The sequence below is a fragment of the Bacteroides sp. D20 genome (assembly GCF_003436255.1).
In the GTDB taxonomy this organism is placed as follows: Bacteria; Bacteroidota; Bacteroidia; order Bacteroidales; family Bacteroidaceae; genus Bacteroides; species Bacteroides uniformis.
Window position 1 is genome coordinate 17,930 of record NZ_QSOO01000029.1, and the last position, 14,519, is coordinate 32,448.

General features: G+C 49.6%; 14 protein-coding genes. 6 read left to right on the forward strand and 8 right to left on the reverse strand.

Annotated elements, in window-relative coordinates; translation table 11 throughout:
* Positions 1 to 5: 5 nt before the first annotated feature.
* The 3 genes from cdaA (at position 6) to DXD78_RS20025 (ending at position 3,734) form a co-directional block, all read left to right on the forward strand.
* A complete protein-coding gene (gene cdaA / locus DXD78_RS20015; RefSeq protein ID WP_005824908.1) occupies positions 6 to 770 on the forward strand; it encodes a diadenylate cyclase CdaA in 765 nt (254 codons plus the stop codon).
* An 83-nt stretch (positions 771 to 853) separates the two neighbouring features.
* Positions 854 to 2,392, forward strand: a complete 1,539-nt coding sequence (locus tag DXD78_RS20020; RefSeq protein ID WP_009037767.1) for a TldD/PmbA family protein — start codon at positions 854 to 856, stop codon at positions 2,390 to 2,392.
* 22 nt (positions 2,393 to 2,414) lie between these two features.
* On the forward strand, positions 2,415 to 3,734 hold the full coding sequence (locus DXD78_RS20025) for a TldD/PmbA family protein (RefSeq protein ID WP_008662830.1): 1,320 nt from the start codon (positions 2,415 to 2,417) through the stop codon (positions 3,732 to 3,734).
* A 2-nt stretch (positions 3,735 to 3,736) separates the two neighbouring features.
* On the opposite strand, the gene DXD78_RS20030 is transcribed toward DXD78_RS20025, so the two are convergent.
* Genes DXD78_RS20030 through DXD78_RS20045 form a run of 4 tightly spaced genes read right to left on the reverse strand, consistent with a single transcriptional unit; the run spans position 3,737 to position 6,793 of the window.
* A complete protein-coding gene (locus DXD78_RS20030; RefSeq protein WP_005834723.1) occupies positions 3,737 to 4,753 on the reverse strand; it encodes a GNAT family N-acetyltransferase in 1,017 nt (338 codons plus the stop codon).
* A 42-nt stretch (positions 4,754 to 4,795) separates the two neighbouring features.
* Entirely contained in the window at positions 4,796 to 5,710 is a 915-nt protein-coding gene (locus DXD78_RS20035; RefSeq protein WP_005824900.1) for a DUF2156 domain-containing protein, read from the reverse strand.
* A gap of 52 nt (positions 5,711 to 5,762) precedes the next feature.
* On the reverse strand, positions 5,763 to 6,458 hold the full coding sequence (locus DXD78_RS20040) for an LrgB family protein (protein WP_005824898.1): 696 nt from the start codon (positions 6,456 to 6,458) through the stop codon (positions 5,763 to 5,765).
* Positions 6,455 to 6,793, reverse strand: a complete 339-nt coding sequence (locus DXD78_RS20045) for a CidA/LrgA family protein (protein WP_005824896.1) — start codon at positions 6,791 to 6,793, stop codon at positions 6,455 to 6,457. Before DXD78_RS20045 ends, DXD78_RS20040 begins: the two co-directional genes overlap by 4 nt.
* A 322-nt stretch (positions 6,794 to 7,115) precedes the next feature.
* Here DXD78_RS20045 and pta point away from each other — a divergent pair, with 322 nt between their 5' ends.
* The 3 genes from pta to DXD78_RS20065 all read left to right on the forward strand — a co-directional run bounded on the left by pta (position 7,116) and on the right by DXD78_RS20065 (position 10,934).
* Positions 7,116 to 8,135, forward strand: a complete 1,020-nt coding sequence (gene pta / locus DXD78_RS20055) for a phosphate acetyltransferase (protein ID WP_117652918.1) — start codon at positions 7,116 to 7,118, stop codon at positions 8,133 to 8,135.
* Positions 8,136 to 8,156: 21 nt separating this feature from the next.
* The gene (locus DXD78_RS20060) at positions 8,157 to 9,353 is read left to right on the forward strand and encodes an acetate/propionate family kinase (protein ID WP_005834728.1); all 1,197 of its coding nucleotides are present in this window, start codon (positions 8,157 to 8,159) and stop codon (positions 9,351 to 9,353) included.
* Between the two features lie 180 nt (positions 9,354 to 9,533).
* Positions 9,534 to 10,934: an alkaline phosphatase gene (locus DXD78_RS20065; RefSeq protein ID WP_117652919.1), complete on the forward strand. Its 1,401-nt coding sequence runs from the start codon at positions 9,534 to 9,536 to the stop codon at positions 10,932 to 10,934.
* Between the two features lie 106 nt (positions 10,935 to 11,040).
* Here the strand turns inward: DXD78_RS20065 and DXD78_RS20070 are convergent, their stop codons facing one another.
* From DXD78_RS20070 to DXD78_RS20085, 4 genes are all read right to left on the reverse strand, one after another.
* Positions 11,041 to 11,253, reverse strand: coding sequence for a hypothetical protein (locus DXD78_RS20070; protein ID WP_005824882.1), 213 nt, complete (start codon positions 11,251 to 11,253; stop codon positions 11,041 to 11,043).
* 99 nt (positions 11,254 to 11,352) lie between these two features.
* The gene (locus DXD78_RS20075) at positions 11,353 to 13,209 is read right to left on the reverse strand and encodes a serine hydrolase (RefSeq protein ID WP_035449873.1); all 1,857 of its coding nucleotides are present in this window, start codon (positions 13,207 to 13,209) and stop codon (positions 11,353 to 11,355) included.
* 41 nt (positions 13,210 to 13,250) lie between these two features.
* Positions 13,251 to 14,015: a UDP-2,3-diacylglucosamine diphosphatase gene (locus tag DXD78_RS20080; RefSeq protein WP_005824878.1), complete on the reverse strand. Its 765-nt coding sequence runs from the start codon at positions 14,013 to 14,015 to the stop codon at positions 13,251 to 13,253.
* Positions 14,016 to 14,054: 39 nt separating this feature from the next.
* Positions 14,055 to 14,366, reverse strand: a complete 312-nt coding sequence (locus DXD78_RS20085) for a metal-sulfur cluster assembly factor (RefSeq protein WP_005824875.1) — start codon at positions 14,364 to 14,366, stop codon at positions 14,055 to 14,057.
* Between the last annotated feature and the right edge of the window lie 153 nt (positions 14,367 to 14,519).

Here is a 14,519-nt window from a genome sequence, read left to right on the forward strand (position 1 = left end):
ATATCGTGTTTTTTGAATTTGGAATAAAAGATTTTATAGATATTCTGTTAGTGGCTTTCTTGCTGTACTATACGTATAAGCTGATGAAAGCCTCCGGCTCTATCAATGTGTTTACGGGTATCCTGGTGTTTATCCTGATATGGCTGGTGGTGTCGCAGGTGCTGGAGATGAAATTGCTCGGCTCCATCTTCGACAAGCTGGTCAGTGTGGGCGTGCTGGCGCTTATCATTTTGTTTCAGGACGAGATACGGCGCTTCTTGCTGACACTCGGCTCGCATCAGCATGCCAGTGCGCTGGTACGCTTCTTCACCGGCAATAAGAAAGAGAAGTTGGAACATGACGACATCATGCCGGTGGTAATGGCATGTATCAGCATGGGGAAGCAGAAGGTTGGTGCCTTGATTGTCATTGAACATAATTTGCCTTTGGATGATGTGGTGCGTACGGGAGAAATTATCAATGCCGATATAAACCAGCGTCTGATTGAGAATATTTTCTTTAAGAACAGTCCGTTGCACGATGGAGCGATGGTTATCAGTAAGAAACGTATCAAAGCGGCGGGATGTATCCTGCCTGTTTCCCATAATCTGGACATTCCTAAGGAACTGGGGCTGAGGCATCGTGCTGCCATGGGAATTTCCCAGGTGTCTGATGCGCATGCTATCATTGTATCGGAGGAGACCGGAGGTATTTCAGTGGCTTATAAAGGACAATTCTATCTGCGCCTAAATGCTGAGGAATTGGAAAGTTTGTTAACAAAGGAAAGCTGAGGTGTGACAAAATCCCCTATTTTTACGTCATATAACTATGATATAAAATAAAAACAATATCTTATAACTAATAACTGAAAAGGATGGATAGACGAAATTTCTTACGGACGGGAAGTCTGGCGATGTTAGGCTCGCTGGCAGTACCCTCGTTGGCTATGCCTGCGTCAGTACGCGGAGCTTTGGGAGGAGCAGATAATCAGTCTGCCGTAGCTTCGGCAATGGCTCACTTTGGCGTGACGGAAGCTGACTTGAAGAAAGTGATGGCTGCCGCTCTGGAAAAAGGCGGAGATTATGCCGACCTCTATTTTGAGCACACGTTTAATAATAGTGTGGTTCTGATGGACGGTAAAGTAAACAATTGTGGAGCCAACATTGACTTCGGTATGGGCGTGCGCGTATTAGCAGGCGACCAGACTGGCTATGCCTATGTAGAAGGCGTGACCGTAGAAGAAATGCTGCGTGCTGCCCGTACGGCTGCCCGTATAGCTTCTTCGGGTAAGGCCGGAAAGCCTGTGGGGCTGACGGAGAAGACGATTGCCAAAAGCCGTTATGCCGTCACCGAACCTTGGGAAGACGTGAGCCTTAAGGCAAAGATTCCTTATCTGGAGAAACTGAACGAAAAGATTTTTTCTCTGGACAACCGGGTGCGCAAGGTCCAGGCGTCTCTTGTAGACAGTACTTCTCATGTCTTATTCTGTAACTCAGAGGGCGTGAGCTACTATGATTACCGCCCAATGGTCTCTTTCATGGCCGTGTGTATTATGGAAGAGAATGGAAAAATGGAGAACGGTTATGCCGGTCGTTCTTACCGCAAAGGGTTTGAATTCATGACGGACGATATTGTGGATACCCTTGCGCGTGAAGCTGTGGATAAGACCTCCATCTTGTTCAAGGCAGTGAAGCCCAAAGGCGGTGAAATGCCTGTCGTGATGGGAGCGGGTGGTTCGGGCATCTTGTTACACGAAGCCATAGGACATGCTTTTGAGGCTGACTTTAACCGTAAGCGTACTTCCATCTTCTGCGACTTGTTTGGCAAGAAGGTGTGCAACGAGCATATCAATGTGGTGGATGATGGTACCATTGCCTTCAACCGCGGAGCCGTGAACTTTGACGATGAGGGTGTGGAAGGCCAGAAGACCTATATTGTGAAAGAAGGTATCCTGACCAGCTATCTGCACGACCGCATCAGTGCCAAGCATTACGGGGTGGCTCCTACCGGAAACGGACGTCGCGATACTTTCCGTAATACTCCTATCCCCCGTATGCGTGCCACTTATATGGAAGCCGGCAATATGAAGGAAGCGGACATTATCTCCACCGTGAAGAAAGGTATCTATTGTGACCAGTTTACCAATGGCCAGGTGCAAATCGGTGCCGGAGACTTTACCTTCTTTGTGAAGTCGGGTTACTTGATTGAGGATGGCAAGCTGACGCAGCCCGTCAAGGATATAAATATCATCGGTAATGGTCCGAAAGCATTGGCTGACATCACGATGGTGGCAAATAACGATAAGATTGACAACGGTACTTGGACTTGTGGTAAAGACGGTCAGTCTTGTCCCGTTACCTGCGGTATGCCATCGGCACTAGTCAGCAAGCTGACTGTAGGAGGAGAAAGTTAATTATCAACTATCAATTAAAGACATGATTACAGACGACAATAAGAAATTGGCACAATGGGCAATGGAATATGCCTTGAAGAACGGTTGCCAGGCAGCCAAACTGGTGCTATATACAAATTCTAATTCTTCTTTTGAACTGCGTGACGGCAAAATGGACCGTTTGCAGCAGTCTACGGAGAATGGTTTGGGATTGAATCTTTATGTGGACGGACGTTTCGGCTCTTTTTCCACCAATCGGCTGGATAAGAAAGAATTGGAAACTCTTATCACGAATGGTATAGAGTCTACCCGCTATCTGGCGGTGGATGAGTCGCGTATGCTGGCCGACCCTGCACGCTACTATAAAGGAGGCAAGCCTGACTTGCAGCTTTTTGATAAGAAACTCTATGAAGTCAACCCGGATGATAAAGTGGCGATTGCCCGTGCTGCTGCAGAGGAGGTATTGGGCAAGGATGAGCGTATCATTTCGGTTGATTCTTCTTATAGTGATGGTGAGGGTTCTTCCTATCGTTTGATAAGCAACGGATTTGAAGGCGAGTCGAAGAGTACCTGGTTCTCTGTCTCAGCCAGTGTATCCATTAAGGGAGAAGGTGAAGCGCGTCCTCAGGATTACTGGTACGACTCGGCTCTGTTCTATGATAAATTGACGAAGGCGGGAATCGGTGCCAAGGCATTGGAACGCGTATTGCGCAAGCTGGGACAGAAGAAAGCAAAGTCGGGTAAATATACAATGGTGGTTGACCCTATGAATGTGGGAAATCTGCTCAGCCCGATGCTAAGTGCATTGTATGGCAGTGCTTTGCAACAAAAGAATTCCTTCCTGATGGACAAGCTGGATACGAAAGTGGCTTCCGACCTCTTCACGTTGCGTGACGAGCCGCATGCTATCGGTGCAAACGGTTCACGCTATTTCGATAATGAGGGTGTGGCTACCGAACCCCGCACTGTTTTTGACAAAGGCGTGCTGAAAACTTATTTCATCGATACCTACAATGGTAAGAAGATGGATATAGCTCCTACTATCAGTGCACCTTCACGTCTAATTCTGACACCGGGCGATAAGGACCTGAACGGATTGGTTGCAGATATTAAACAAGGCATCTTGGTTACGGGCTTCAATGGCGGTAACAGCAATAGCAGTACCGGTGACTTCTCTTATGGTATAGAGGGTTTCCTTATTGAAGACGGCAAGCTGACACAGCCCGTCAACGAAATGAATGTGACGGGTAACATGGTTACTTTATGGAATTCCTTGGTTGCTGTGGGCAATGACCCTCAACCGAACCGTTCATGGCAGATTCCTTCGCTGGTATTTGAGGGAGTCGACTTCAGCGGATTATAATGCTAGTTCAACATCAGGCTCATATATGGGCTTGATGTTGCAAATATTTTTTCGGTGAGTTCACCGATTGTAAGTGCCAAGTGGCTGCCCGGCAGACGCTTGGCACTATTCATATATTTACCATTGTTCAGGTAGTAGTAGCCGTTATTGGCACTGACCTGCTCATCGGTGAGATGAATGCTGAGTTCCAGTTCCGGATGGGCCGTAGCATAGAGTTGCAGCATGGTTTTGGCATTGATGATGCGTGCCATGCCCAAAAGTTGGCTTTCACCGGTAGCGGGAGGAGTGAGAACCCGGATGGACGGGAGATTCAAGCTTTGGCAGATATGTTGAAGCAGTAAAGTTTTTGTTGCGGGAGTATCCGACACGATTTCTCCAATGCGCCAGTTGGCTTTCCCTATCGGATAGGTAATGGCCAAAGCCGTGATTTCCTCCCCATTGCTCAATGTGCAAACGAAGCCCTGTCCCAGTTGTAAATCGGCAATGATAACCTGGAAATCCTCTTCCGTATGCTGGATGCAGCAAGGGCGCTCCCGCAATTTCCGGTCGAGATATTCATATCTTTTTTCAGTATATTCGGCAGACATTTCCAAAGTAAGGCCCGTATCGGCTGTCGGTGTACCGGAAGCGATAAAGGTCTCTTCGGCATAGCGGAATACGGGGGCATAACCGCTGCGGCCATAGTAGTCGAACAGCCACGGTTCTGCCGGTATCAGGGTGGATAAGGCGACATTATTGTGTAGCATCCGTGCAAAGGCTTGTGATAACAGCTCGTGCATTACGCCCCGGTTACGGTAATCAGGGTGTGTGCAGGCGCCGGATATATAGGCCGTATGAATATCTTCTCCTTCGAACGTCATAGGATAAGGCAACATCTGTAGGGCGGCAATCACTTCTTCGCCGCTTTGGATGGCAATATTGATATCATTGTTGTAGCGGAGCCGAAAATACAGTTCAGTAAATTCCTCGCTATCATTGAAACAGAGCTTCCATAAGTTCTTTACCTTTTCCCGTATCATCAATCCCTTATCCTTTTAATCCTTAATCTCTAATCCTTACTCTCACCATTTGATAGCTTCCACCGGTTCATCTTTCAGGCATGCCACGTATTTTTCCAGAATAATGGCAGGCTGGTACGAAAGTTTGGCCTTGCGCAATCCTTCAATACCCAAATCCTCTTCACGGTTGAGGTAGACATATTGTTCGGGGATATGGTTGGCAAATTCATAGTTAATCATTGCGTACGCTCCGTCTATGCTGGTGTCGGCCTTTTCCACATGTACTCCGAAGGTATCTTGGTTGATGGGCATTCCGAAAGTGAAGGCGGCAATTTTGCCGTCTACATGCAGGATGCCTCCGGTCAATCCCAGTTCTTCAAAATTGTGGAGGGCGTAGACCAGTGCGCGACGTTCGTTGCCCGTTCCTTCATGCTGGTCGCAATTGTTGGCCTTACACCATTCGGCTTCCAGGTCCAGACATTCCTGGATGCGGTCGGGAGTGATGGGAGTATATTCGTAATTATAGGTGCGTTTGAATTTGTTGACATGATTCCGTTTGGACTGGAATTTCTTTCCGGCAAGCGTGGCGAGGTCTGTACGCAGATAGAGGTAATCGGCATAGTCCCGGTCTGCTGTGAACTGGAATTTTCCGGGCATGAAGGCTTCCAGTTCCGAGCACATGCCCGAACATATTCCCAGCAGGCAGAAAGGTTCCCCTTCCCGGTGTGCGTCTTCGACCAGTGCGTCCAGTACTTTTGTCAAATCTCCGTTACCTATCGGCATCATGTACACCAGTTCGTCGTTTGCCCAGAATTTCAGCAGGAGGAAGCCGTCCATGATGGCAAACTTTGTATTGTATAGAAAACGCCAGCTGCATAGGTTGGAGAATGAGAGGTCACAATTCCGTCGCGGACTGTTCTGTGTATAGGAAGTAATCAGTTCTTTGTCTTGTAATTCGATATCTTTAAATGAAATCATACGTTGTTTTTAGTTGGTTATGATTATAGATAACAAAAATAAGAAGATTTTGTTAGAGTAGCCCTAATAATCGCAGAATAGTTGGGGTCAGCAATGCAGTGAAAATACCGTTCAGGGTCAGGCCGAGGCTGGCGAATGCGCCGTATTTGCGGCTGATGTCCATGGCTGTGGAAGTTCCTACCGCGTGGGCGGCGGCTCCCAAGGAAAGGCCTTGTGCCATAGGACTGCCGATGTGGGTCAGTTTCATGGTCTTGAAGCCCAGTATTCCTCCCAGCAAGCCTACACAGACCACTACGGCGGCGGTAAGTGAGGGAATGCCGCCCAGCGACTTAGTTACTTCCATGGCTATCGGCGTAGTGACCGACTTGGGCGCCAGGGAGTAGATAATCTCGTCGGAAGCCCCCATCAATTTAGCTATCAGCACGACAGAGATAACTCCCACAATGCAGCCGGCAAGTTGTGACAGCATGATGGGGAGCAGCTGTTTCTTAATCGTTTCCAATTGGAGGTATAGGGGGACTCCCAGGGCTACAACAGCGGGTTTCAGCCAGAATTCTATCAGATGTCCTCCTTCATTGTAGGTCTCATAACTGATATGTGTCATCTTCAGGAAGACAATGAGGATGGCAATTGTCAGCAGGATGGGGTTCAGCAACATGATGCCGGTCTTTTTCTGCAGGAGTTTGGCCAGAAAGAAAATCCCGAAGGTGACAGCCAATAGGAAAAATTCGTTTTCTAAAAAGTTCATTTGATTTTACGTGTTAGTTGATGAACCCATCCGGTGACTACAATCACCAGCAGGGTGCTGATTATGGAAGCGGTCACTATCGGCCAGAACTCGGAGGCGATGACATCGAAGTAAAGCATGAGAGCTACACCGGGCGGTACGAAGAAGAAGCCCAGGTTGGCAACCAGGAAGTCGGACATACCCTGCACCCAGTGCAGTTTAATCCAACCCAATTTCAAGAATAGGGTGAGCAACAGCATACCGATGATGCTGGAAGGTAACTTGATACCCGTAAAGAAAACAATCAGTTCACCCAAAGCTAAGCATCCGAAAAGGATGGCGCATTGACGAATCATATTATTATAATACCTATTGTTATACGTTGAAAACGCTGCAAAGGTAGGTATTCTATGTATTGCTTGTTATCGTTGTATCCTGATTTTTTTTATGTCGTTTGTAGAGTCGGGCGGGTTGTTCCTGCCGGACGGGTAATTGTTTGTTGCAGAGGGGCACGTGTGCGTACACATGAATGCTGGGAATACCTAATGTTAAATATTATAATAATTATGGTCTGAACGGTAAAAAGACCGATGTTTGCAATGTAGATATTGCAAAATTGTGTACTTTTGCGGCGTGAATAACACATACTGCCGATTCTTAATAGACAATTAAAATATCATGCAAAGATTAATTAACGAAATTGTTGAGCGTGCCAAAGCAAACCGCCAACGAATTGTTCTTCCCGAGGGTACGGAAGAGCGTACACTGAAAGCTGCCAATCAAATCCTGACTGACGGAGTAGCCAACTTGATTATCCTTGGAAAACCTGCCGAGATAGAGGCTTGTGCCAAAGAGTGGGGGCTGGGAAATATAAACAAAGCTACCATTATCGACCCGGAAGACCATCCTAAGAAAGAAGAATATGCCCAACTGCTTTGCGAGCTCCGCAAAAAGAAAGGCATGACCATCGAAGAGGCTCGCAAGTTGGTTGTCGATCCGCTTTATCTGGGCTGCCTGATTATAAAGAACGGCGACGCTGACGGCCAGTTGGCAGGTGCACGCAACACTACGGGTAATGTACTTCGCCCTGCTTTGCAGATTATCAAGACTTCCCCGGGCATCACTTGCGTTTCGGGTGCCATGCTGCTGCTGACACATGCTCCTGAATATGGAAAGAACGGTATCCTGGTGATGGGTGACGTGGCTGTGACTCCGGTGCCCGATGCAGAACAATTGGCACAGATTGCCGTATGTACGGCACGTACAGCCCAGGCAGTTGCCGGTCTCGACCCGAAAGTTGCCATGCTGAGCTTCTCTACCAAGGGCTCTGCCAAGCACGAAGTGGTGGATAAAGTGGTTGAGGCATTGAAGATTGCCAAGGAGATGGCTCCCGATATTGCCATCGACGGTGAGTTGCAGGCCGATGCAGCTTTGGTGCCGGAAGTAGGTGCAAGCAAGGCTCCGGGTTCTTCTATCGCCGGACATGCTAACGTATTGGTTGTCCCCAGCCTCGAAGTGGGCAACATCTCCTACAAACTGGTGCAACGTCTGGGACATGCTGATGCCGTAGGACCTATCCTACAAGGTATCGCCCGTCCGGTGAACGACCTTTCACGCGGTTGCTCCATCGAGGATGTGTATCGCATGATTGCCATCACTGCCAATCAGGCCATTGCTGCCAAAAAGAATGCTGAATAACTTTTAAATCTGATATATAGTATGAAAATCTTAGTATTGAACTGCGGTAGCTCGTCCATCAAATACAAATTGTTTGATATGGACCGGAAAGAAGTTATCGCCCAGGGTGGTATCGAAAAAATTGGTTTGAAGGACTCTTTCCTGAAGTTCACCTTGCCCAGTGGCGAGAAGAAAGTTCTTGAGAAGGACATTCCAGAGCATACCGTAGGTGTGGAATTTATCCTGAACACTTTGACAAGCCCTGAATATGGAGCCATCAAGTCTTTGGACGAAATCAATGCCGTAGGTCACCGTATGGTGCATGGAGGCGAAAAGTTCAGCGAGTCTGTACGGCTGACGCCGGAAGTGCTTGCCGCCTTCACTGCCTGCAACGACCTGGCTCCGCTCCACAATCCTGCTAACCTGAAGGGGGTAAATGCAATATCTGCCATTCTGCCTAATGTTCCGCAGATTGGTGTGTTCGATACGGCTTTCCATCAGACCATGCCGAAGCATGCCTATCTGTATGCCGTGCCTTACGAACTTTATGAAAAGTACGGCGTACGCCGTTATGGTTTCCACGGAACCTCACACCGCTACGTATCGCAGCGCGTCTGCGAGTTCCTAGGTGTAGAGCCGGAAGGAAAGAAAATCATCACTTGCCACATTGGCAACGGTGGTTCCATTACTGCCATCAAGGACGGTAAGTGTGTAGACACCAGCATGGGCTTGACCCCGCTGGAAGGTCTGATGATGGGTACCCGCAGTGGTGATATTGATGCCGGTGCCGTTTCCTTCATCATGGAGAAAGAGGGTCTGGATGCCAACGGCATCTCCAACCTGCTGAACAAGAAGAGCGGTGTGCTGGGTATCTTCGGTGAATCCAGTGACATGCGCGACCTGGAAAATGCCGTAGCTGCCGGCAATCCGAAGGCTGTTCTGGCTGAAGAAATGTACTTCTACCGCATCAAGAAATATATCGGTGCCTATGCCGCTGCTTTGGGTGGTGTGGATATCGTGGTATTTACCGGTGGTGTCGGCGAGAATCAGGCAAGTGCCCGCTGGGGTGCATGTGAAGGCCTGGAATTCATGGGCATAAAGCTGGATGCCGAGAAGAACAAAGTACGCGGTGAAGAAATGGTTATCTCTACCGAAGATTCTCAGGTGAAGGTGGTGGTAATCCCCACTGACGAGGAACTGATGATTGCTTCGGACACGATGGATATTCTGAAGAAGTAATATCGCTGTAATATTTCCCGGTTCCGGCTTCCCGGAGTCCGGATGTGGTTTCGCCCCTGCAAATATGTAATGTATTTGTAGGGGCGAAATGTTTTCCGAATCCTTTAAAATACCTATCTTTGTTACTCGGTTAAAAACAATAAAGGCAATTTCTCGAATAACTTTAAATAAGAACTGCTTATGAAACGATTAATGAATGTGTTGTTCTTTGTACTGCTGACCAGCGGCATGGCCTATGCCCAGCAGGCGAAGTACGTGTTTTATTTCATCGGTGATGGAATGGGTGTGAACCAGGTGAACGGTACGGAGATGTATCTGGCCGAACAAGAAGGGCGCATCGGTGTAAAGCCTTTGCTGTTCACTTCTTTCCCGGTTGCCAGCATGGCAACTACCTTTTCTGCCACCAACTCGGTGACTGACTCTTCTGCTGCCGGAACAGCCCTGGCTACCGGTGCAAAGACCTATAACGGCGCCATTGGTATGGACGATAACAAGAGTGTGCTTCAGAGTGTGGCCGAGAGAGCCAAAAAGTCCGGTAAGAAAGTTGGGGTAACTACCAGCGTCAGTGTAGACCATGCTACTCCCGCTGCATTCTATGCCCACCAGCCGGACCGTGGTATGTATTACGAGATAGCCCTCGACCTGCCGAAAGCCGGTTTCGACTTCTATGCAGGCGGTGGTTTCTTGAAACCGACTACTACTGCCGACAAGAAAGAGGCTCCGAGCATCTTCCCTATCTTTGAAGAAGCCGGCTATACCGTTGCAAGAGGCCTTGACGAATACAAGTCGAAGTCTGCCCAGGCGGACAAGATGATTCTTATCCAGAAAGAAGGGGCAGAGCCTTCTTGTCTGCCCTATGCCATCGACCGCCAGGAAGGCGACCTGACACTGGCCGAAATTACCGAGAGTGCCATCTCTTTCCTGACCAAAGGCAGTAACAAGGGTTTCTTCCTGATGGTTGAAGGTGGAAAGATTGACTGGGCCTGCCACGGAAACGACCCCGCCACAGTCTTTGAGGAAGTGGTGGATATGGACAACGCCATCAAGGTGGCTTACGAGTTCTATAAGAAGCATCCCAAAGAAACGCTGATTGTGGTAACTGCCGACCATGAAACCGGCGGTCTGGGGCTGGGTACCGGTAAGTACGAGCTTCAACTGAAAGCCCTTGCCAAGCAGAAGCAGTCTCAGGATATCCTTTCACGTTCCATCACGGATTTACGCAAGATGCGCAAGGTTATCAACTGGCCGGAAATGAAGGAATTCCTGGCAGAAAAGATGGGTTTCTGGAAAGAGCTGCCGGTGAGCTGGGAGCAGGAGAAGATGCTGCGTGATGCTTACGAAGAATCATTTGTGAACAAGCATGTAGTGTTTGAGGAAAGTCTTTATGCCAAGACTGAGCCCCTGGCCGTTGCCGCCAAGAAGGTGATGAGCCAGATTGCCATGGTAGGCTGGACCAGCGGTGGCCATACAGCCGGATATGTGCCGGTATTCGCAGTAGGTGCAGGTTCCAAGCTGTTCGTGGGTAAGATGGACAACACGGAAATCCCGAAACGCATAGCCAAGGCTGGCGGATACAAATAATAGACAGTCACCACAGATAGCACAGATTCTCACAGATTGGAAGCTCTGATATCAAGTATAAGAGACTAATCTGTGAGAATCTGTGCTATCTGTGGTGGCTGTCTATTTATTCCTTAAGGTCCTTCTTTATAATTTCATCCATCTCCCGGATACGTTTCTCCCGTTCCTTGGCGGATTTTACTTTCTGGTCCTTGTATCCGGTATCTGTCCGTTCGGAGACCTCTTCGCTCCATTCCTCGAATTCATCCGTTGCCGGACGTCCGTGCGGGTCTATGTTCTCTTCGGCAATCGGGTCGTTTCTGTAAATCATATCATCCATGACGCTAATGTTTTTAATGTTATGATGTTACTACAACCATGCCGGGAAAAAGTTCCGGTAACCTTCACTTTTTCGTAATCATTTATAAGAATAAACGTTTTATAGCGCGGGCAGCAGGTACTTCCATATTAGATTCAGCTCTGCCTGCATGTCGGGGATGTTGGCGGTGACGGCAATGACAGCATCCTTGTCCGGCAACACCAGTATGTATTGTCCGTTGGCACCATCGGCACGGTAGGCGTTGTGGCGGCAGCGCCACATCTGGTAGCCGTAGCCCTGCAGCCAGTCGCTTGTCTTGGCGCTCATCTTCGCTTTCTTCAGCATCTCCGGTTTCATGCCGGCGGGCAGTGAGGGCACTTGGCAGGCAGATGCCTCCTTTACCCATTCTTCGGGCAGAATCTGCTGTCCGTTCCAGTTTCCTTTCTGCAGGAACAGTTGTCCCATCTTGGCAAGGTCTTCCGTTTTGAGGTACAACCCCCAGCCTCCGGTATTGATGCCTTGCGGGCTTTCCTGCCACCGGGCGTTGACGATGCCAAGCGGGCGGAACAGACGGGGATAGAGATAATCCACCACTTTCTCGCCCGTCACTTTCTGTACGATGGCTGAGAGCATGTAGGTTCCCAGGCTGTTGTAGGTGTAGAAGGTACCGGGCTTGTGCTCCACGGGGAAGGCAAGGAACTCCTGCACCCAATCGGCGTCCGCCTTTTTGCGTACCGTTCCGGTGGGGTCGGTGTCGTGCCCGCAGTTCATGGTCAGCAGGTCGCGTACGGTCATGGCTGCCAGATTTTCGCTGACGGTTGCCGGAAGCTTGTCGGGGAAGAAGGAGATGACCTTGTCCGTCAGCTTCAGCCTGCCTTCGGAGGCGGCAAGTCCCACGGCGGTGGCGGTGAATGTCTTGCTGACGGAGTTCAGGATGTGAGGCTCATCCTCTTTCCCTTCGCCCATCCATTCTTCGGCAATGACATTGCCGTGTTGCACAATCATGATACTGTGCAGGTCTTGTCCGGCTTTCTTTACGGCATCCAGATATCTGTTCATGGCCTTGTCCAGCTTCGGAGTAGCGGCGGCGCGGGGCAGGCCCTTGGTCAGTTGGTTGATGGAAATCAGCTTTATGCCTTTGTCCTCAATGGCTTTCCGGACGCGGGGGCTTGTCAGCAGGTCGGTCACTCCCTGGCGGTCCAGCGCCACGTCCTCATATCCGATGTGGAAGACGGTTTTCATTTCATCGTTGTCCAGTGCCGGGTGGTCTAAGAAAAGGTAGCGCTGGCCCGGCTGCAACTTCTCCAATGCTTTGATGAAGCTGGCCTCCTTTTCTTCGGCGGTTCTTTTGGGGCCGTCGTACCCGATGTAGGTAAACCGGTAGTCCTTGGAGGAGTCCATGCGGTCGATGGACGGCAGGTTGTATTCTTTGGCGAGCCGTTGCACCAGCTCGTTCACTTCTTTGCTGAAACCGGTGGAGAGCATGTGTCCGGACAGATGGCTGAGTTGCGGAATGCTTTTCAGCGTCGTCTCTATCTGCGCGCGGAACTCCTGCTCTATCTCCTTGATGTCCCATTTCTGCTCCATGATGGACTGTCCCGGATAGGCGGGGTTAGGGAACATCATCGGGTAGAAATAGCCGTTCTCGTCCGTCAGGCTGGGGCAGTGGGTCAGCGGACGCCACTTCACGTTCTCCCACTCGCTGGTGATGACGAGGTGCAGGCCGACGTCCAGTCCCGGATTTTCTTTCAGCATCTTGATGGCTTCTGGATACCAGGCTGCTACGGGCATCACTTCCACGCTGCGGGCAATACCCGAGCGGTAGGTCTGGATGCAGGCTTCGTTGACGGAATGCAGGGCACCGAGATCGTCAATGCGGATGACAAGTGTCGGGGCGCCGGATTGTCCCCATATCGGCAATGCTCCTGCTGCGAGCAGGCATCCGGCAATCATGTTTTTCAGTCTTAAAGGTTTCATGGGTGGTAATGGTATGATGGTTAACAGTTTGGAAATGCGGGTTATAGCTTCGTCTCTCCCTCCACAAAATTCTCAAGGAAGAGGTTCTCGCCGTCAAAGACGGCGTACGAGAAGTAGTTTATCCAGTCGCCGAGGATGAGGATGCGGGCGGTACTGCTCAGCATCAGGTCCAGTTCGATGTGGCGGTGACCGTAGATGAAGTAGTTGATGTTGGGATGGCTTTTCAGGTATTCCTTGGTGTAGAGCACCAGGTATTCGTTGTTTTCTCCCATGTATGCGGGTTCTTTCCCGTCTATGCGTTTCAAGCGGCTGTGCTTGGCCCAGTTCAGTCCCAGCTCCATGCTCCAGCGGGGGTGCAGGGCAGAGAACAGCGTCTGTAGGGTACGGCTGCGGAACATGGCGCGCAGCATCTTGAACTTCTTGTCCGGGTCGCCTAGCCCGTCACCGTGGGCAAGGTAGAACTCTTTTCCGAAGATTTCGGTGGTCAGCGGTTCGCGGTGTATCATGACGCCGCACTCCTTGGTCAGATAGTCGCCGCACCAAAGGTCATGGTTTCCCGTGAAAAAGTGGACTTCTACTCCCAGGTCGGTCAGTTCGGACAGCTTGCCCAGAAAGCGGGTGTATCCTTTGGGCACTACGGTACGGAATTCGTACCAGAAGTCGAACATGTCTCCCAGCAGGTATACGGCCGATGCCTTGTGCTTGATGCTGTCCAAGAAGTTGACCAGCCTCCGTTCTTGGGTTCGTCCGTGTTCGATGGCTCGTGAGCCCAGGTGAGCATCCGAGAGGAAATATACATTCTTCATTTTCAACTTTCCATTTTCAACTTTGAACTTTCAACTGATTTAAAGGAATCCCAGTTCCAGTTTCGCTTCTTCGCTCATCATGTCCTTGTCCCACTCGGGTTCGAAAACGAGATTGATGGTGGCGGAGGTTACGCCGTCGATGGATTCCACCTTCTGGCGCACATCTTCCATGATGAAGTCGGCTGCCGGACAGTTGGGGGCAGTCAGCGTCATGTCGATGGAGGCTTCTCCCTGGTCGGAGACGTCTATTTTGTAAATCAGTCCCAGGTCGTATACATTTACCGGTATTTCCGGGTCGAATACGGTCTTGAGCATGGAGACTATTTTCTCTTCTATTTCAAATTTGGTCATATTCGTAGGGTTTTATATATAGGTTTTCAAAGAACAAAGCTATGGAATTTAATTGAAAATGCAAAGGAACGCCCTCCTTTTCATTACTTCAGAAAGGGTTTGTCTTATCCTGATATAGGTAGACACATTTACAAACTAATAAATGTGTTACTA